Annotated in this window: 17 protein-coding genes; 10 read left to right on the top strand and 7 right to left on the bottom strand. The window is 40.4% G+C overall.

The window, feature by feature from the left end; all coding sequences use genetic code 11:
- Positions 1-738 precede the first annotated feature (738 nt).
- A complete protein-coding gene (locus tag IAE19_RS02090) occupies positions 739-1,851 on the bottom strand; it encodes an endonuclease/exonuclease/phosphatase family protein (RefSeq protein ID WP_200459374.1) in 1,113 nt (370 codons plus the stop codon).
- A gap of 180 nt (positions 1,852-2,031) precedes the next feature.
- Here IAE19_RS02090 and asd point away from each other — a divergent pair, with 180 nt between their 5' ends.
- From asd to truA, 5 genes are all read left to right on the top strand, one after another.
- Positions 2,032-3,150, top strand: a complete 1,119-nt coding sequence (asd, locus tag IAE19_RS02085) for an aspartate-semialdehyde dehydrogenase (RefSeq protein WP_200459276.1) — start codon at positions 2,032-2,034, stop codon at positions 3,148-3,150.
- A gap of 132 nt (positions 3,151-3,282) precedes the next feature.
- On the top strand, positions 3,283-4,740 hold the full coding sequence (locus IAE19_RS02080; RefSeq protein ID WP_200459275.1) for a FimV family protein: 1,458 nt from the start codon (positions 3,283-3,285) through the stop codon (positions 4,738-4,740).
- A gap of 62 nt (positions 4,741-4,802) precedes the next feature.
- Complete coding sequence (locus IAE19_RS02075; RefSeq protein WP_200459274.1) at positions 4,803-6,128, top strand: hypothetical protein; 1,326 nt, start codon at positions 4,803-4,805, stop codon at positions 6,126-6,128.
- Positions 6,129-6,175: 47 nt separating this feature from the next.
- Positions 6,176-7,141 carry an asparaginase domain-containing protein gene (locus IAE19_RS02070; RefSeq protein WP_200459273.1) on the top strand — a complete coding sequence of 322 codons (966 nt, stop codon included), beginning with the start codon at positions 6,176-6,178 and terminating at the stop codon, positions 7,139-7,141.
- 16 nt (positions 7,142-7,157) lie between these two features.
- Entirely contained in the window at positions 7,158-7,964 is an 807-nt protein-coding gene (truA, locus tag IAE19_RS02065) for a tRNA pseudouridine(38-40) synthase TruA (protein ID WP_200459272.1), read from the top strand.
- A 140-nt stretch (positions 7,965-8,104) separates the two neighbouring features.
- Here truA and IAE19_RS02060 read toward each other — a convergent pair whose 3' ends face one another.
- A complete protein-coding gene (locus IAE19_RS02060; protein WP_200459271.1) occupies positions 8,105-9,118 on the bottom strand; it encodes an AraC family transcriptional regulator in 1,014 nt (337 codons plus the stop codon).
- 227 nt (positions 9,119-9,345) lie between these two features.
- On the opposite strand from IAE19_RS02060, the gene infA reads away from it, so the two are divergent.
- Positions 9,346-9,567: a translation initiation factor IF-1 gene (gene infA, locus IAE19_RS02055; RefSeq protein WP_004718087.1), complete on the top strand. Its 222-nt coding sequence runs from the start codon at positions 9,346-9,348 to the stop codon at positions 9,565-9,567.
- Positions 9,568-9,724: 157 nt separating this feature from the next.
- Positions 9,725-10,123, top strand: coding sequence for a hypothetical protein (locus tag IAE19_RS02050; protein WP_200459270.1), 399 nt, complete (start codon positions 9,725-9,727; stop codon positions 10,121-10,123).
- Positions 10,124-10,212: 89 nt separating this feature from the next.
- On the opposite strand, the gene leuB is transcribed toward IAE19_RS02050, so the two are convergent.
- The 4 genes from leuB to leuC all read right to left on the bottom strand — a co-directional run bounded on the left by leuB (position 10,213) and on the right by leuC (position 14,122).
- The gene (gene leuB, locus IAE19_RS02045) at positions 10,213-11,292 is read right to left on the bottom strand and encodes a 3-isopropylmalate dehydrogenase (RefSeq protein ID WP_200459269.1); all 1,080 of its coding nucleotides are present in this window, start codon (positions 11,290-11,292) and stop codon (positions 10,213-10,215) included.
- 47 nt (positions 11,293-11,339) lie between these two features.
- Positions 11,340-11,915, bottom strand: coding sequence for a hypothetical protein (locus IAE19_RS02040; protein ID WP_200459268.1), 576 nt, complete (start codon positions 11,913-11,915; stop codon positions 11,340-11,342).
- Positions 11,916-12,025: 110 nt separating this feature from the next.
- Positions 12,026-12,676 (bottom strand): 3-isopropylmalate dehydratase small subunit, encoded by a 651-nt coding sequence (gene leuD / locus IAE19_RS02035; RefSeq protein ID WP_200459267.1) that lies wholly within the window; start codon positions 12,674-12,676, stop codon positions 12,026-12,028.
- A 12-nt stretch (positions 12,677-12,688) separates the two neighbouring features.
- On the bottom strand, positions 12,689-14,122 hold the full coding sequence (leuC, locus tag IAE19_RS02030; RefSeq protein WP_200459266.1) for a 3-isopropylmalate dehydratase large subunit: 1,434 nt from the start codon (positions 14,120-14,122) through the stop codon (positions 12,689-12,691).
- Positions 14,123-14,351: 229 nt separating this feature from the next.
- Here leuC and IAE19_RS02025 point away from each other — a divergent pair, with 229 nt between their 5' ends.
- Together IAE19_RS02025 and ovoA are read left to right on the top strand one after the other, a co-directional pair.
- On the top strand, positions 14,352-15,227 hold the full coding sequence (locus tag IAE19_RS02025) for a LysR family transcriptional regulator (protein WP_200459265.1): 876 nt from the start codon (positions 14,352-14,354) through the stop codon (positions 15,225-15,227).
- A 235-nt stretch (positions 15,228-15,462) separates the two neighbouring features.
- The gene (ovoA, locus tag IAE19_RS02020; RefSeq protein ID WP_227612174.1) at positions 15,463-17,604 is read left to right on the top strand and encodes a 5-histidylcysteine sulfoxide synthase; all 2,142 of its coding nucleotides are present in this window, start codon (positions 15,463-15,465) and stop codon (positions 17,602-17,604) included.
- Positions 17,605-17,839: 235 nt separating this feature from the next.
- Here the strand turns inward: ovoA and IAE19_RS02015 are convergent, their stop codons facing one another.
- Positions 17,840-18,490, bottom strand: a complete 651-nt coding sequence (locus IAE19_RS02015; protein ID WP_200459263.1) for an HAD family hydrolase — start codon at positions 18,488-18,490, stop codon at positions 17,840-17,842.
- 183 nt (positions 18,491-18,673) lie between these two features.
- Here IAE19_RS02015 and IAE19_RS02010 point away from each other — a divergent pair, with 183 nt between their 5' ends.
- Positions 18,674-19,174 carry an RNA pyrophosphohydrolase gene (locus tag IAE19_RS02010; RefSeq protein ID WP_200459262.1) on the top strand — a complete coding sequence of 167 codons (501 nt, stop codon included), beginning with the start codon at positions 18,674-18,676 and terminating at the stop codon, positions 19,172-19,174.
- Positions 19,175-19,194 lie beyond the last annotated feature (20 nt).

The raw sequence follows: 19,194 nt of genomic DNA, 5'->3' as shown, positions 1-19,194 counted from the left end.
TAACCCTTAACCCATCAGCTCAATTTTCAGGTTCTACGGACAACGAGCGATAAATGATCGGCACATTCTAGAGAGATTTTATTATTTAACAATACTAAACCAGTAGAAAGTCAAACAAAGCGCCTCCTATTAAAAATATATTTATATTTTTTATATATTTAAAAACTTTTAATTGTTCAAAAATAAAACAAGGCTGAATTAGTAATATGAAAAAAAGAGCAACTCTGTAGTTTTATTAATCAAAACTTGCTTATTTAGAAACCATTACTGTAATAAAAAAACGAATAAATGAATAAATAACAGACATTAAGCCCTAAAATTCATACCATTTTATTAGGTTAAAATTCTGAATTTCGCACTCAATTTCAGTATATAAGGCCAAAATTATGCAAAGCATTTCGTGCTAAATCAGTCAAATTGGCCCTATAGATCTTAAATTTTTGAATGATATATAAAGGGAGAAAATTGTTCATTGTCGATCTTAAAAAATCATAACCCGAGTTCTGCATCCTGCAAAACTCGGGCAAATGAGGTTGTGCTTTCAGTAATTTTTGTTATTTTAAAAGTTGCTTCCCTAGCGTCATCAAATCCTTGATGTTCATCCTTCGGCTTAGTCTTCCATAGTGGGGATATTCCATTCCCAATTCCTGTGCCGATGAAGATAGAATACCTTCTGGGAACTTGACTGGCTATTCGCTCAAGACCGCATTTAATGTAAGCAATTGCTTACAACAGTATTTAGGTTTTATAAGCCTGCGCAATGTCATCCGTCACGATTTTTTCCTCTTTCTCCGCCTTACTAATCCCTTCCTTAATCGCCTCCTGAGCTTCTTCATGGTCGTCTTGAGTCTCTGTCAACTCCTCTTGTATCTGTTCAAAAATCCGTCCCGTTTGTAATACCACATAAACGGGAAAATGATCAGACCCCACATTCGGTAAACGCTTCATTTTGACCAAGGCAAAATCGGTACTATGAAAGATATGATCCAGTGACCAGCGTAATAAAGGATAATCAGCATGAAAAGTGTTGATAAAATGACGCCCTACTCGAGGATCAAGCAAACCGCTAATTCTTTGAAATAAGCGTGTGGTGCGTGACCATGCAACATCATTGAGATCCCCCATTACAATACAGCTTTGATCCAGATCCTTGATTTGATCGCCCACCAACAAGAGTTCAGCATCACGTAAGGTCGAATCTTTTGCTTCGGTTGGACTTGGTGGTTTTGGATGCAAGCAATAAAGCTGAACGGCTAAACCGCTTGGTAAAATCACCGTAGTATGAATCGATGGAATCTCATCACTTAAGATAAATTTAACTTCAGTATCTTGCAGTTTCAATCGACTATATAAATGCATGCCATACAAATTATCTAATGGAACCGGAACCCGATAAGGATAATCTGCCTCTATAATCGTTAACTCATTTTGCCATGTTTGATCAGTTTCCAGAGTCAATACCAGATCGGGTTTTAACTGTTGAATCTGCTCAATCAATAAATGATATTGATCATTTGGAGTCAAAACATTGCAAACTAATAAAGAGATTTGCTGATCTGGATTGAATTGTTCAGGCTTAATCTGCTTAACTTGCTTTTTCCAGATAAAGGTATAAGGCAATACCATTTTTAACTGATAAGCAAGCGCTGCAATCAAACCTAATACAATCAGCTCTCGTATAAGATTCCACGGAGCATCCCAAAATAATAAAAACAGCAGTGCGATCACTCCCACAGCCAATATTTGCAAGCGAGGAAAATCAGCACCCCGAATCCACCATTCATCACGTGGGATGAGCGACCAGAAAGTCAGCCAAATGACAAGTACGGCGCACACTTCAATAAATAGTATCAAGGACTGACTCCAGCATGGGTTTTACCAATTTTTCAATTTTATTGTTCTTATGTAGCACATTCATAAATTTACTCACAATAAACAGAATGTTTTAATTGGATAATACTTGCAGTTGCGGTCGCTTTTGATACACTCAAGCCCCCTTTTACATTTTTTAACGCACCGAGGCAAAGTGACATGAAAGTAGGTCTGGTCGGTTGGCGCGGGATGGTTGGTTCCGTCCTTATGCAACGTATGGTTGAAGAAAATGATTTTGCTCATTTTGAGCCATTTTACTTCTCTACCAGTAATGCAGGTGGTGAAGCCCCTTCATTTGGTGGTAAAACTGCCCCAGCACTTATGGATGCGACAGACATTAAGAGTCTGAAGCAAATGGATGTCATTATTACCTGTCAAGGTGGTGATTATACGTCAGAGGTATTTCCAAAGCTCAAAGCTGAAGGTTGGAATGGCTACTGGATTGACGCTGCATCGACATTGCGTATGGCAGATGATGCCATCATTGTACTTGATCCAGTCAATGCTCAAGTCATCAAAGAAGGTTTAGTTAAAGGTACTAAAACTTTTGTAGGCGGTAACTGTACAGTTTCCCTGATGCTAATGGGCTTAGGTTCACTCTTCCAAAACAATTTGGTGGAATGGATGAGCGCCATGACCTATCAAGCTGCATCAGGTGCAGGCGCACAAAATATGCGTGAACTACTCACAGGTATGGGTTATTTATATAACAATACTAAAGAATTGTTAGATGATCCTAAGTCAGCCATTCTAGATATTGATAGTCGTGTTGCAGATTTACAGCGCGGCGAAGGCTTTCCTAAAGTAAACTTCGGTGTACCGCTTGCAGGTTCTTTAATTCCGTATATCGACAAACAGCTCGAAAATGGTCAGTCCAAAGAAGAATGGAAAGGTCAGGCGGAAACCAACAAAATTTTAGGTAATTCGCAAATTGTTCCTATTGATGGTCACTGTGTGCGTATTGGTGCAATGCGTTGTCACTCACAAGCACTCACTATCAAGCTCAGAAAAGACGCTCCACTGGATGAAATCGAAGATATGATTCGTCAGTCCAACGAATGGGCAAAAGTTGTACCAAACACACGCGAAGCCTCGATGACTGATTTAACCCCTGTGGCAGTTACCGGCACTCTTTCTGTTCCTGTAGGTCGTCTGCGCAAGCTTAATATGGGTAAAGAATATTTAGGCGCATTCACTGTCGGTGATCAGCTTCTTTGGGGCGCAGCAGAACCGCTACGTCGCATGCTACGTATTTTGATTGAATATAAAAATGCTTAAGATCACTATTTAAGTGAAAAAGCCGATCGCATGATCGGCTTTTTTATGTACTTCTTCTGTAAAAGTTTTACATTCGGATAACATCTGGGTATTGTATTACCTGACCGCTTTACTCTTGCTTCATGGAACGAGATGACTGTCTATAACAAATTAAAAATTGCGATTCTGACCATTCTTGCGACGCAGACTTTACATGCGATAACGCTTGAGCCCCTACAAATCATGTCCGCTCCTGGAGATTTGCTGTATGCTGAAATGAATTTCAGTCAGGCCGATGTGTCCTCAAATTTACAGGTCAGTCTGGCAACACCTGAGGATTTGATGGGTATAGGAATTGCTCATCAGCCACCCGCTCAATTGAATTTTTTTGCACGGCGCAATGGACAAGGTACAGGTGTTATTGTCATTACTTCTTCTCGACCCTTTACCCAACCTGAACTCGATATTGTACTTAAAATTCGGGAAGGCAATGGCGCGCGATTACAGCATATTAAACAATCAATTAATCGCAAAGCGGTCCCTGCACTACAAACGGCAAATGAAAAACCACTCACTCCCAAATTTATTGTGAGTGAAAAAGATATTGCTCTTAATTTACCTGAGAGTACGCGTTATTCTGGTGTAAATACGACTCCAGCCGTTGAAACACCTAAAACGACTTACACTTCGAATACTGGGTTAGTCGCAGATCGTTCTCAAGCACTAGCCATTAATACAACTCCACCACCAACATTACAAACAGCGATAGTTAGTGCACCAGAAAAACAAGTAAAAGCACAAGCCACTGAGCTTTCTCCACCCGCACATTTAAAAATAAAAGAAACTTTGCAACCCAATGGCGCAAGCGTATCTAATGTCGCCCCACAAAGTAGTGTACAAGCTCCGCCTCTCTCTACTCAGCCTGTAAAACAGGATACTGAAACAGCCAAAGAAAAAACAAACGCTCCTTTACCCAAGAAAGTACCAGAGTCTCGTCCAGAAAAAGCGCTAGCAAAGAATAATGCTTCCAAAATAAATGACAAAACGACTGAAGACGTAAAAGCTTCTGCTGAAAAGCAGCATATCGTGCAACGTAATGAGTCGTTATGGAGTATCGCGAATCGAATTGCGACGCAAACAAATCAACCTATTTCACAAGTTATGCAGCAAATTAAAGCACAAAACAGCCATGCGTTTATTCAGGGTGACGTCAATCGTTTAAGACAAGGTGTTGCCCTCAACCTTTCTGCAGCCGTGCATCAAAATTCACAAAAAACAGCTGAAATCAAAGCTCCATCCAGCTCAACACAAGCATCAGGACGTGCAAAGTATCGACTCAATCAGGCAGAAATGAGCTTAGTTGCAGACAATGAACAAGATTCTACTCAAGGAAGCGCGAAACACAGCACAAAACAGGATCAAAGCACTGCTGAGTTGTCATTAAAAGTTATGACAGCACGAGAAAAAACCGTTAAATTACAGCAAAGCGTCACTGAAATGGAACTGGCTCTCAATCAAAAGGATCAAAGAATCCAGCTTTTAAATGCTCGTCTGGCACAATTACAGCAACAGTTAAAAGAGCGAGAAAATGCTAAAAAGCCACTACATTAAAGTTATTCGCATATAGATATTTGATTGAGTCAAAAAAGACTTATGCTTGAAGGGGTAGAAGCATGTTGTATGTGATTCCGTTTATTATTTTATTAGTGATTGCGGTTGTTTTAAAAAAACGGGAAGCCAGTAAAGAAGAGCAAAAACCGGCAAATAAAGTCAGTGCAAAGAAAAAGGGCAAAAAAACTGCTGGAAAAACGGCAAGTCGCCCTCGTAGCGAGTCTCGTGAAGTTACGCCAACCATTATTGCTGAGCAGACAAAGACTACTCCTGTCGCTGAGGATTTGCATAAAAAAATTGTCTCTTTGATACAAACTGGTAATTATTCCACCGCAGAAGCACAAATTAATCAGGCTTTAAATCGGGATAATTCACAACACGGTCTCTACTTACATCTTCTCGATATTCATATTCTACAAAAAGATGAGTTTGCGATTGATCAACTGATCACCCATCTGCGCGCACTTGATTTACAAGATATTGTCATGCAGGCAGAAGCAAAAAAACGCGAGTATGAACAACAAAAACAACCAGATTCGATTGAGTTTTCTTCAAATAGTTTTGACTTTAATGCATCCCAATCAGCTCAGGAAACATCTACTGCTCGCAAAGTGGTCAGTGATGCGGATTTTGATGCATTGGTTCAGCCTTCAGAACAAAATAGTGAAACAACTACTTTAGTCGCTGATTCTACTGAAATTAAAAAAGACCATCCTGCTGAAATTGAAGCATTAGAATTTAATTTTGCTTTTGATCAAACAGCAAAAGTAGTAGAACAAACACCAGCTTCTCCAGAACCACTTTCTGAAAGTCAAAGCCCTCATACGGAGTTTTCTTTAACTCTGGAGCCTAGAGAAGTTTCAAATAGTCATATTGAAACTATACAAAATATTGAGATTACTCCTCCTCAGACATCTCCAGCTGAAACTGAATCGACTGAAGTAAGCTTAGATTTCTCCAATCTGGATTTTGTTACACAACCGTCATTAGAACCTGCAAATGAACTTACTGAAAGCCAAACAAAAGATACAGCAGACGGTTTACCTGAATTTAAATTTGACCAGTTAGGGCTAGAATCCACTCCAGCACAGTTAGAAACAACCGTAACACCTACTTTATCTTTTGATCAAGCAAGTGAACCACTCACAGAAGCAAACTCACAACTCTCTACAACATCGTCTTCATTTGATTTAAATGATCCACTGGTTCAGTCCTTTCCTGAACTTGCACAGATCAACGAAGCTCAATTAGATTTAAATCTGGCGAACCAATATATTGAATTAGGTGCTTATGATTCAGCACGAATATTATTGGCTAAAAACGAAGCAGTCTTTAACGCCGAACAACGTGAGCTTTCAAAAAACTTACTAAATCGAATAGCATCTTAAAAAAGATCGTTCTACCATAAGCAGTCTGTTTAGACTGCTTTTTTATTATGAACAAAATAGCATTAATATATATGGGTGGCACATTTGGTTGTGTAGGTGAACCTCTCGCACCCATGCCTTATGCCCAATTCAAAACTCAATTACAACGAACTATCCCTTTAGAATTCAATGTAGATTGTTTCTCTGCGCCTGTTATTAAAGACAGTAGTGCCTGTAGTGCTGCAGATTGGCTGGTTTTAATCCAACAAATACAAGCTTTACAGTTACAAGGCTATATCCATTTCGTCGTGATTCACGGAACTGACACGCTCAGTTATGCTGCCGCAACCTTGGCACGTTTTTTAGGTCAATCTTGTCATTTGGTCGTTACAGGAAGCCAGTATCCCCTTCTCAATAAAACAGGTACAGATACACGTGAATTTACTGATGCACTGGACAACTTATATTATGCGCTTGATCAAGTCGTAAAATTACCTGCTGGTAGTTATCTTGCTTTTCATCACCAGATCTTTCATGCACAAACTGTTTTAAAAACACATACAACTGAGCTGGATGCATTTACAGGAATCTTGGCAAATCACGATTGTAGGACTGTAGTGCCATCTTATTTGGTAAATGATGAAGATTTATTGCATAGTGAGGATTTATCTATTTTAAATGTGATGGCACAGCCAATCGGTTTAAATGCCTTCAAGCAACAATTACAAAATTTACTACCGCTTCCCCCTCATTTTTTAATTCTTCAGGGTTTTGGAACCGGTAACCTGGCAGTTGATGAAGATATAATTGCGCTCTTACAACAGCTTAGACAGGTAGGTTGCCTAACTATTTTAACAACACAGGTCTGTTTTGGTCAGATCGATCAACGTTATGCAGTCAGCGAATGGATACACACAGCTAAAATATTGATCAATAATACACATAGTCATGCTGATTTATATGCCAAAGCATTACAACTTTATTTACAATTCGACTCACCAGAATTGCGTGAGCAACACTGGGCACTGTCTTAATCCTTGAGGTCTAAATATGCAGCGTTTTGCAATCGGTATTGAATTTTGCGGTATTCGTTATCGGGGCTGGCAAACGCAACAAGCGGGCGTTCCAAGTGTACAAGAAGCTTTAGAACGTGTACTAAGTACTATTGCCGATGAGCCTATTATTTTGCACGGTGCCGGACGTACTGATGCCGGTGTACATGCCACCAATATGGTTGCACATTTTGATACTCGTGCTATACGTCCCGAACGTGGCTGGATGATGGGTGCAAATAGCCAGCTTCCCAAAGACATTTCGATCCAGTGGATCAAGGAAGTGGATACTGATTTTCATGCGCGTTTTAAAGCGATTGCGCGTCGCTATCGTTACGTGGTCTATAACACCGCATATCGTCCAGCATTACTTTATAAACAGGTAACGCATATTTATCAGCCGCTGGACATCGAAAAAATGAAGTTGGCAGCAGCCAAATTTGAGGGTACGCACAATTTTGAAAGTTTTAGGGCGGCCGCATGCCAATCGAATCAGCCAGTACGTCATGTCAGTCATTGCCAATTAATTGAACATGGTCGTTATTTGGTACTTGATATTCAAGCCGATGGTTTTTTACATCATATGGTGCGTAATATCATGGGTTGTCTGCTTGAAATTGGACAGGGACTTTATGGCATAGATCATATTGATACCATGTTTGCAGCACAAGATCGTAAGGCTGCAGGTATTACAGCACCTGCACACGGCTTATATTTTGTTCAGGCCTATTATCCTGACCAATTTGAACTGCCCCAGCCTCCGCTTGGACCACATTGGCTCAATCTATCTGACGCATTTGCTTAATGTGTTAAGCCAAGAAAAGATTAACATTCACTCTAAAAGTTCTACACTTTGCTCGGTTCAATTTGATTATCCATTCAAAGCTTCTTAGCATTATTTCATCAAACCAAAATTTAAAAAGCATCCTTAAAGGATGCTTTTGTTTAGGAAGAACGTTGTTTACGCTTTCTATATTCTACTGGAGTTTCATTGGTCCAGCGCTTAAATGCTCGATAAAAAGTACTAGGCTCAGAAAATCCAGTCAGATAAACAATGCGTTCAACGCTTTCACTAGTATTGGCCAATAATTTTTTAGCCAGACGGCAGCGATAATCAGACAAAATCTGCTGAAAACTGGTATTAGCTTCACTCAACTGGGTTCTTAAACGCCGCGGAGTAATATGTAATTGTGCTGCGACAGTTTCAAGCGTGGTTTCACCACTTTCCAGTGTTGAACCAATCGCGCGGCGTACTTCACCGACTAAGTCATAACGTGCTAGTTCTTGAAGCTTTTCAATCGCCAGCTGCTCATGTAGTTGCAATAGTTCTGGTTCTGCTTGCCAAAGTGGGTAGTCTAGAATATCCGCATCAAAATATAAGCGTGTTTCTTTTTGACCTAAACTCACTGGACAACCATAAACGCGTAGATATTCGTCCTCTGGTGCACCATTATTAAAATCAAAATCAATAAATATAGGTTTAAATGCACCTTCTGTAATAAATTTAAAAAAACGTAAAATCCCAGACAATGCACATTCTGAAAAATGACGATTGACTATATTGTCAGAAAAAGCTTGTTCACCATTGGTAAGATAACAACCATTTTCATCAACCACTAAACGCGCATGTAAAGCATCGCTAATGAGCCGCTGATAAGCCAAAGCACGTTTTAGCCCTTCGCCAAATGTTTCACTACTAATAAATAAATGCTCAATCACCTGACCACGATACAAGGGTAAGTGTTCGCCCAGATGTAAACCAATGTCGGGGTCTTTACTCACCTCTTCTGCTGCAATCCAGAACGCATATTGGGCATTCAAAGGGGTACGGGTATTATTATCGACCTGATTTAAGGCCACACCTGCTTTTGTTAAAATTTCTTCGGTTGGCAATCCCGCACGACGAATCGCTTGATAGCCAAATCGTAATACAACCGATGCATCTGTTAGCTGACCCACGTGGCATCCTTCCTTGTATGTTCTTCATTTATACTTAAAAACGTAATTTAGATTACCGCTGATTGACCAAAGTGACAACTCAATTCAGGTCATTTTTACACATTTTTTTTGTTGAATTTGACCCATCTGCCACTTTGACAAACTCCATAAATTGGGGCATTGGTCTTGTTTTTTGGTAAAAAATTGACTACAATTTGCGCCTTTCCAATTTGATCATCAGGTAGGCTATGGCCAATAAAGAGGAACTCATCGAGTTCGAAGGCGTTGTCACCGAAACGCTTCCTAATACGATGTTCCGTGTACGTTTAGAAAACGGTCACGAAGTAATTGCACATATTTCTGGTAAAATGCGTAAACACTATATTCGTATTTTAACGGGCGACAACGTTAAAGTTGAAATGACCCCTTACGATTTAACCAAAGGTCGTATTACTTATCGCGCACGCTAATTTCATTTAGCGCATGCCAAAAAGCCACTTTTTATATGTGGCTTTTTTTATATTCAAACATTGCCAATAGCACATACTTTATTAACTTTACAGCAATCCTCTCGACTCCGATAAAATTTTGACTTTTAATCGTGCTATAAATAAAAAAAGGACTTTAATGATGAATTACAAATTTTATATCTTATCGTGTGTTCTATTGGGCATTCAGGGATGTGTTACGTCCACCTCATCCAAAGTAAATTTACAGGATTATTTACAACAATTTATTGGCCAGTCTGCACAGCAAATTCAACAAAACCTCGATCTCAAATCATTAGGTTATCAGGTACTAGATCAGCCTAGCATCACCGAGAAGCAACTTACTTATACTATTTTGCGTCCTATGAATATTCCCACCCCTATTGTCAGTAATGTCGACATTGGTGGGAATGCTATACCTCTACAATTGGGTAATTATTCAGCCAATTCTTACGATGTTAATTTTAATTGCAAAATTATCTTTAATTTAAATCATCAAATTGCTGAATCTATTCAATATCAAGGAAAAGCCTGTTAAGGCAGACTTTTAATTCAAATTTAAACCAAAGATCATAAAAAAACGCAGTCAAGCTGCGTTTTTTAAATCTAAATCACCGAATTTAAAAATTAAGCGAGTGCCTTAACCACAGCGTCACCCATTTCTGAAGTTCCGACTTTGGTCATGCCGTCAGACAAGATATCCGCAGTACGTAATCCTTGATCTAACACATTACCAACAGCATCTTCAATCGCTTTTGCCGCAGCTTCTTCACGGAAAGTATAACGTAACATCATCGCAACAGAAAGAATGGTCGCTAATGGATTGGCAATATTTTTTCCAGCAATATCTGGTGCAGAACCGTGGCAAGGTTCATACATACCTTTGCCATTTTCATCCAGTGAGGCAGATGGCAACATCCCGATTGAACCTGTCAACATTGCAGCTTCATCTGATAAAATATCGCCAAACAAGTTCCCCGTGACAATTACATCAAATTGCTTCGGCGCACGTACCAATTGCATAGCTGCGTTATCCACGTACATATGTGAAAGCTGAATGTCTGGATAATTCGCCTGTTGTAAGTCAGTCACGGTTTGCTTCCATAACTCAGTCACTTCCAGAACATTGGCTTTATCGACTGAACAAACTTTGCCACCACGTAGTCCAGCCATTTCAAAAGCGACTTTGGCGATACGTTTAATTTCAGATTCACTATAAACGTCAGTGTTATAACCTTGTTTTTCGCCATTCTCCAGTTCACGAATACCACGTGGCTGACCAAAATAAATACCGCCTGTTAATTCACGAACAATCAGGATATCCAAACCTGCAACAATTTCCGGTTTTAAACTTGAAGCATCCGCAAGTTGAGGGTAAAGAATAGCGGGGCGAAGATTGGCAAACAAATTCAATTCACTACGAATTTTAAGTAAGCCGCGTTCTGGACGAATGGCACGTTCGATAGTATCCCATTTTGGGCCACCCACAGCGCCTAGTAAAATAGCATCCGCTTTTTTAGCTTGTTCAGACGTGACCGCCGGGTATGGTTCGCCATGCGCATCAATTGCAGCACCACCAAGTAAGCCATATTCCCAGCTTAAACCCAAATTAAAATTTTGATTGACTGAGGTTAATACTTTTTCAGCGGCAGCCACGATTTCTGGGCCAATGCCATCTCCCGCTAAAACTAAAATTTGTTTAGACATCTCTGTTTTCCATTTTTCACTGTATCAGCTAATGCGCTGATGGTTCATTAAACCTTTTGTTCTACAAACTCACCCAAACCTGTCGCTGCGTCAAAAGGACGACAAAAACGGCGAATGATACGCTGTCCTTCTTGCATCGCGACACATAAAGGCTCTGGTGCAGAAACATTAAGCAAGCTTCCACCCGTATGTTTGGAGCGATCACGGTACATTTTAAAGGTATAGTGCTGATTCGGTTTAAATTGGTAAATCACATGGAAAGTTTCAGCGCGATCTGGCGAAATGGGATAAAAACGAATCACCAATTCATATTGATCGGCTGGTACAGACAAATACATGGCATTATGTTGGCTAAAAACAGAACCCTGTAAACGCACAATTCCCTGTTTAAGGCTATCTGAGCTTACTCGATGGGTATTTGCATCCATAATCGGCGTTGTATTTATACGTTCAAACTCGCAATGTTTTACTCCGGCGCAATAGATAGAGGCATTGGCTCGAGTCGTTCCTGTCTCCGCCTGTTTAATACGCAAAGTATCGACAACGGTGTGAGTGCTTTGACATGCACTCAGTACGACTGAGCATATTCCAAGCATTACACTATGGCGAAATGTCCTCTTCATTGTCAGAGCCCAACCTTATTTACAGTAAAGTTTTCAACGTCTTTAAGCCTGCATGGTAACAAGAGTTGAGCATCTATGCTATTGCTATCTTTAAAATCTACCGCCTGTATTTATTGCTTTAATTCCTGAAATACCCAAGGACGTGACTGCTTGGCTTGTGCCTCAAATTCACGTATCGCATCGGCATTTTGCAAAGTTAAACCAATATCATCCAAACCATTCAATAAACAATGTTTACGGAATGAATCAATTTCAAACTTAAATGCTTGCCCTGATGGAGTACGGACTTCTTGCGCATCTAGATCAACTGTAAGTTGATAACCTTCCGTTGCCACACATTCTTTAAATAACTGATCGACGATGTCTTCTGACAAAATTACAGGCAACATGCCATTTTTAAACGAGTTATTAAAAAAGATATCCGCGTAACTGGGTGCAATCACCGTACGGAAACCATATTCATTTAATGCCCACGGTGCATGTTCCCGGCTTGAACCACAACCGAAATTAGTCCGCGCCAATAAAATGGTTGAACTCTGATAACGGGGTTGATTCAAAACGAAATCAGGGTTTTTAGGACGTTTACTAATGTCTTGCCCCAAATAACCTTCATCCAAATAACGTAACTCATCAAATAAGTTATCGCCAAAACCTGTACGTTTAATCGATTTTAAAAACTGTTTAGGAATGATTAAGTCGGTATCGACATTGGCACGATCTAAAGGTGCAACAATACCTTGTTCTACAGTATATTTTTTCATGATCCGGCTCCCTTAGAATGAACGAACATCAACAAAATGACCCGCTATCGCTGCAGCTGCTGCCATTGCAGGACTGACTAAGTGAGTACGCCCACCATTGCCCTGACGGCCTTCAAAGTTACGGTTTGAAGTGGAGGCACAATGTTCACCCGGCTGTAATTTATCTGCATTCATAGCCAAACACATAGAACAACCCGGCTCACGCCATTCAAAACCTGCTTCCAGGAAAACTTGGTCTAAACCTTCTTGCTCTGCTTGTTGTTTCACTAAACCTGAACCCGGTACAATCATCGCCTGCTTAATGCTTGAAGCAACTTTACGGCCCTTTACCACCTCAGCAGCAGCACGGATATCTTCAATTCGCGAGTTGGTGCATGAACCAATAAATACTCGATCTAACTGGATATCTTCCAATGCTTGACCCGCAGTTAAACCCATGTATTGATAAGCACGTGTCCAGTCATTACGCTGTACGTCATCTTTAGCTTGTTCCAAAGTGGGTACTGCCTGAGACACTGGAATCACCATTTCAGGTGAAGTTCCCCAAGACACTTGCGGTTCGATCTCTTCACCCTGCAATACCACGACAGTATCAAACTGTGCATTTTCATCAGAATGTAAAGTCTTCCAGTAAGCAACAGCTTGATTCCACTGTTCACCGTTAGGCGTATACGGACGGTTTTTCACATATTCAATGGTTTTGTCATCCACAGCAACCATGCCCACGCGCGCGCCCGCTTCAATGGCCATATTGCAGACAGTCATACGACCTTCGATCGACATATCACGGAATACCTGACCACCGAATTCGATGGCGTGACCTGTACCGCCCGCTGTCCCAATTTTTCCAATAATCGCCAAGACGACATCTTTAGAGGTTACGCCTTTACCTAAAGTACCATCAACACGAACTAACATGTTTTTCATTTTCTTTTGAACAAGGCACTGGGTTGCCAATACATGTTCAACTTCTGATGTTCCAATCCCGTGCGCCAAGCAACCAAATGCACCATGTGTTGCAGTATGCGAGTCACCGCAAACTACCGTCATTCCCGGTAAAGTTAAACCCTGCTCAGGCCCCACGACATGTGCAATACCCTGACGAATATCATTAATACCAAATTCAACGATATCAAAGGTTTTACAGTTATCATCAAGCGTTTGTACCTGAATACGTGAAGTATCATCTTCAATACCCGCAATCCCTTGTTCACGTTCTTTTTTTGAGGTTGGAACATTATGGTCAGGTGTTGCAATATTTGCACTTAAACGCCAAGGCTTGCGACCTGCAAGTTGTAGACCTTCAAAAGCTTGCGGACTGGTTACTTCATGTAATAAATGACGGTCAATATAAATTAAGCTTGAACCATCATCACGCTGTGAGACCAAATGGTCATCCCACAATTTGTCATATAAAGTTTTTGCGCCTTGGGTATTGCCTGCCATGTCGTCGCTCTCCACCGTGCTTGCCATTGGACTGGGTAATTCTAATCTTATCGTGATTATAGCGAATGTTTTACATAAAACTAATTTATCATTTTTATAAATTAAAAAACTTTTTGGAATATTTTGTTTTATTCTCCCTTCTGCCCGTGATCCATGAATAAACTTTGATTTATTCACCATTCTTTTGAATAATAGATTTGATATAAAAAACAGTTATGAGTAGCACTACATGAATCTTGCCGCCTTTGAAGCATTTGTAAAAGTGATGGAAACAGGTTCAATTTCTCTGGCTGCTGAGCAATTATTTATTACGCAGCCAGCTGTTACTAAACGCATTCATAGTCTGGAAGAATATTTCGGAGTCAAACTTTTTGAATCTGCAGGCCGCGGCGTACAACCCACTCATGCAGCACATTCTCTGTTACCCAGGGTTAAGAACTGGCTCAATGAGCTCGGTGACATTCATTACACTCTCAGTCATGAACATGATCAGGTACAAGGGCGTTTAAAAATTGGTACCAGTCATCATATTGGATTACATCATTTGCCCCATTATTTAAAGCAATATGTGCAGCAATTTCCTCAGGTAAAACTGGATGTCCATTTTGTTGACTCTGAGCAAGCTCATGAACAAGTGTTGGCTGGTGATCTGGAACTGGCTTTTCTAACGCTTCCACCACAGGGCGATGAAAGACTTAGTTATATGAATGTCTGGACAGATCCACTGGTATTTGTTGCAGCACCTTTTCATCCTTTGGCACAACAGCAGCATTTATCGCTGGAAAGTCTGCTTAATTATCCAAGCTTATTGCCTGCTGCTCAAACGTATACCAGTCAAATCACGTTGGCAGAATTTGAAAAACAGGGGCTTAAGCCCAAAACAACCATGAGTAATAATCCACTTGAATCAATTCGGATGCTGGTTTCAATCGGGCTGGGTTGGTCAGTTTTACCTAAAACTCTGTTAAATCAGGATTTACAGCAACTTGATCTTAATATGGAATTGCATCGTCAATTGGGCATGGTCTGGCATCCGTCGCGTAGTCAGTCCAAAGCAGCCCAAGCTTTGATCGAGCTAATGCAGCATCAAACTGACATCCTGTGAGCTATCATTTTGTAAATAAGTTGCTACTCCTTTTTACCTAAATATAAAAAACCAAAGCACAAATAGGAGTAAGTTGGTAAACACCCCATGATTTATTCCAAATGAAGAATAATAAATCAGCATTCATGCAAAGGCTGACTCATGGCTTTTTTATAAATTTCGTCCCACATGGAGTGTAAGCATGCTCACTGAAACTTCAAAAATAAGCCACGAACAAAAGAATAATGAGGACATTATGCCCTCTCATGCCGATCAAACCCATCCTACTTTAAATACTGCAAAACTGCTTCGGACACCTAATTTGCGTGATCATGATAGCACCAGTATGCGACGTATTTTGCGTGACTATTTCTTAAATACGTTTGACACATATGAAAGCTTATTTGAATGTTTGGCCAGTGAGGAGGCCTTTTATAAAAAACCGATTTCCTTACGTCATCCATTGATTTTTTATTACGGTCATACTGCAACTTTTTTTATTAATAAATTATTGTTGACCCGAATGATTGAACAACGTGTAGACCAAAAAATGGAATCCATGTTTGCGGTCGGTGTCGATGAAATGAGTTGGGATGATCTGGATGACACTCATTACGAATGGCCAACACCGCAGCAAGTTAAAGCTTATCGAGATAAAGTTCGTATCCTTATTTTAGATTTAATTGAACATGCACCTCTTAACATGCCGATAGACTGGGACAATCCGTGGTGGGCCATTATCATGGGGATTGAACATGAACGTATTCATTTAGAAACATCGTCTGTACTCATTCGCCAGCATGATCTGAATTTGGTAAAACCACATCCACTTTGGCAACCCCATACTCAAAGCCACAATGCCCCCGAAAATGCGTTAATTAAAGTACCAACTGGTCAGGTGTTGCTGAATAAAAAAAAAAATCATCCCTATTATGGCTGGGACAATGAATATGGCACTCATGAAACTACAATTCATACGTTTGAGGCATCGCAGTATCTGGTCAGTAATCAGGAGTTTTTGACTTTTGTAGAAGCCGGTGGCTATAAAACATCTGAATATTGGCTGGAAGAAGGCCGAGCATGGTTAGAATTTACCAAAGCTTCCCATCCAACTTTCTGGATCAAGAAAAAAGAAGGCTGGTTTTTACGATTGATGACCGAAGAAGTTCCTATGCGCTGGGACTGGCCCGTTGAGGTCAATTACCATGAAGCTAAAGCATTTTGTATGTGGAAAGCGACACAGACGGGTTTAAGTGTTCGTTTACCGACTGAAGATGAATGGTATCGTTTATATGAGGTCGCAGGGTTAAAAGAACTCAACGATTTTCCTGCGGATGCCAATCTGCATCTGGATTATGGCGCATCCTCCTGCCCAGTTCACCAATTTCAACAAGGTGATTTTTATGACGTGCGTGGTAATGTCTGGCAATGGACAGAAACCCCTATTTATCCTTTTGAGGGTTTTGATGTCCATCCAATTTACGATGATTTTACTACACCAACCTTTGATGGACGACACAATCTAATTAAGGGAGGTTCATGGATATCTGCTGGCAATGAAAGCCTGTCCTCTTCCCGATATGCGTTTCGTCGCCATTTTTTCCAACATGCAGGATTTCGCTACGTGGTCTCTGAGCAACCAGCCAACATTCCAAGCTCTCATTACGAGACAGATCAACTTCTCTCACAATACGCCGAATTTCATTACGGCGATGAATATTTTGGAGTCAAAAATTTTTCCAAAGCACTGGTTGAGCTAGCTTTACAAACTTTGGGTAATCAACCGAAAACCAAAGCACTCGATATTGGCTGTGCCTTAGGTCGGGCGACATTTGAACTCGCTCAACATTTTGAACAAGTAAGAGGTATCGATTTTTCAGCACGTTTCATTCAACACGGCGTACAGTTAGCTCAAGGTGAAACGTTACGTTACACCCTAATCACAGAAGGTGAATTAGTTGATTATAAATCCTGTGCCTTACGGGATCTAGGTTTAGAAGTCATCGACAATAAAGTTGAGTTTTATCAAGGCGATGCCTGTAATCTCAAAAGTCATTTTACAGACTATGATTTTATTTTCGCATCCAACCTCATTGACCGTTTATATAGCCCCAGCCAGTTTTTAAACCAGATTCATGAACGGTTAAATATGGGAGGGGTTCTGATGCTGGCTTCACCTTATACATGGCTAGAAGAACATACACCACGTGAAGAATGGATTGGAGGCTTTAAAAAAGATGGTGAAAACTTCACTACACTAGATGGTTTACATGCCTTGCTAGAAAGGCATTTTCGATTAATTGCACCTCCGCAGAAAGTACCTTTCGTGATTCGGGAAACTGGACATAAATTCCAGCATACGTTATCGGAAGTTACATTTTGGAAACGTATAAATTAATCAGAAACAAAATGCCCAATCAATAGATGCCAACCTAACAGGCGACATGGATGTCGTCTCGTTGGATTGGGGTTGCAGAAATGCACCTCCAATCCAACAACAGACTTTTGTGACTTTTCATCTTTAAAAATTAAACAGACCATAAGCACATAAAGCGATTCTTTCAAATCTAATTATTTTGGAGATATTTTGGTTTTTCAAACTCTAAATTAAACCCATCTCAAGCTTTAAAAACTTAAATCGACCAGTCCTGAATTTCCCAACCTTTCTCTTGTGCCAGTTTTTCCAGACGATCATCCGGATTCACCGCAATCGCATGGGTTGCATATTCCAGTAAGAAACGATCATTGATTGAATCTGAATAAGCCCAAGATTCATTAACTTGACGGCCATCCAACCATTGCTCCAAACGGACTAATTTTCCCTGCTGATAACAAGCCAGTCCTGCGACTTTTCCAGTATAAGCCCCCTCTACCACTTCAGCATTAGTCGCGATGATTTCAGTAATACCAAATTCACGAAAAATCGGGGCGGTAATAAAATCACTAGTAGCAGTAATCCCCACAATTTCATGACCCAGTTTTTTATGATATTCAATGGCGGCAAAACCTTGGGGACGCATTTGCGGACGAATCACGTTTTGCATAAATAGCTGATGCAGTTCGATTAAATAAGCATGATCATGCTGAGTCAAAAACTCAAAAACAAATTCGTTGTAAGCATAGGGATCAAGTTGCCCAGCTTTATAATCTTCATAAAATTTATCATTCATCTGGCGATGATGTACGGGATCGACCAAACCTTCGTTGACCAAAAACTCTCCCCAAGAATGGTCAGAATCTGTATTTAGTAAGGTGTGATCAAGATCAAACAAAGCCAATTTCATGAAAATTCTCGTTAAAACTGAAATTTAAGAAAAAAAATGTAAATCTATCTCCGCTAGTCGATAGAAATTCGTTAAGATCATAGCAATTTTAATGCATTTTACTTTGATCTTTTCGAGCTGGGCCTCAAGAGTGACCGCCCCCGATTTCAAAGTCAACGATATTGATAAAATTTAGGTAGCCAAATGATCGACTCTGAAGGTTTCCGACCCAACGTCGGGATCATTTTGGCAAATGATGACGGACAAGTTTTATGGGCAAAACGCATTGGTCACAATGCATGGCAATTTCCACAAGGAGGAATCCAGTTTGGAGAAACCCCTGAACAGGCACTTTACCGTGAGCTGAGAGAAGAGGTCGGCTTATTGCCCGAACATGTCCAGATTATTGCGCAAACCAAAGGCTGGTTGCGTTATCGTTTGCCGCATCGATACATTCGCCCGGACTCAGATCCCGTATGTATCGGACAAAAACAAAAATGGTTTTTACTGAAGTTGACCGCACCGGCGGGTAACATTCAGTTAAACCTGTCTGACCCTGCCGAATTTGATGAATGGCAATGGGTCAGCTATTGGTATCCACTGGGTCAGGTAGTGAACTTCAAACGTGATGTTTATCGCCGAGCCATGATGGAATTATGCATGCTATTGCCACAACAACCATTGGTTGAAAAATCACTTCTTTAGCAAGTGATTTTTTGACTGAG

This window comes from Acinetobacter sp. S40 (assembly GCF_016624705.1).
Classification (GTDB): domain Bacteria; phylum Pseudomonadota; class Gammaproteobacteria; order Pseudomonadales; family Moraxellaceae; genus Acinetobacter.
Note: the sequence above shows the minus strand (reverse complement) of the source record. Positions and strands in the feature narration are given on the sequence as shown.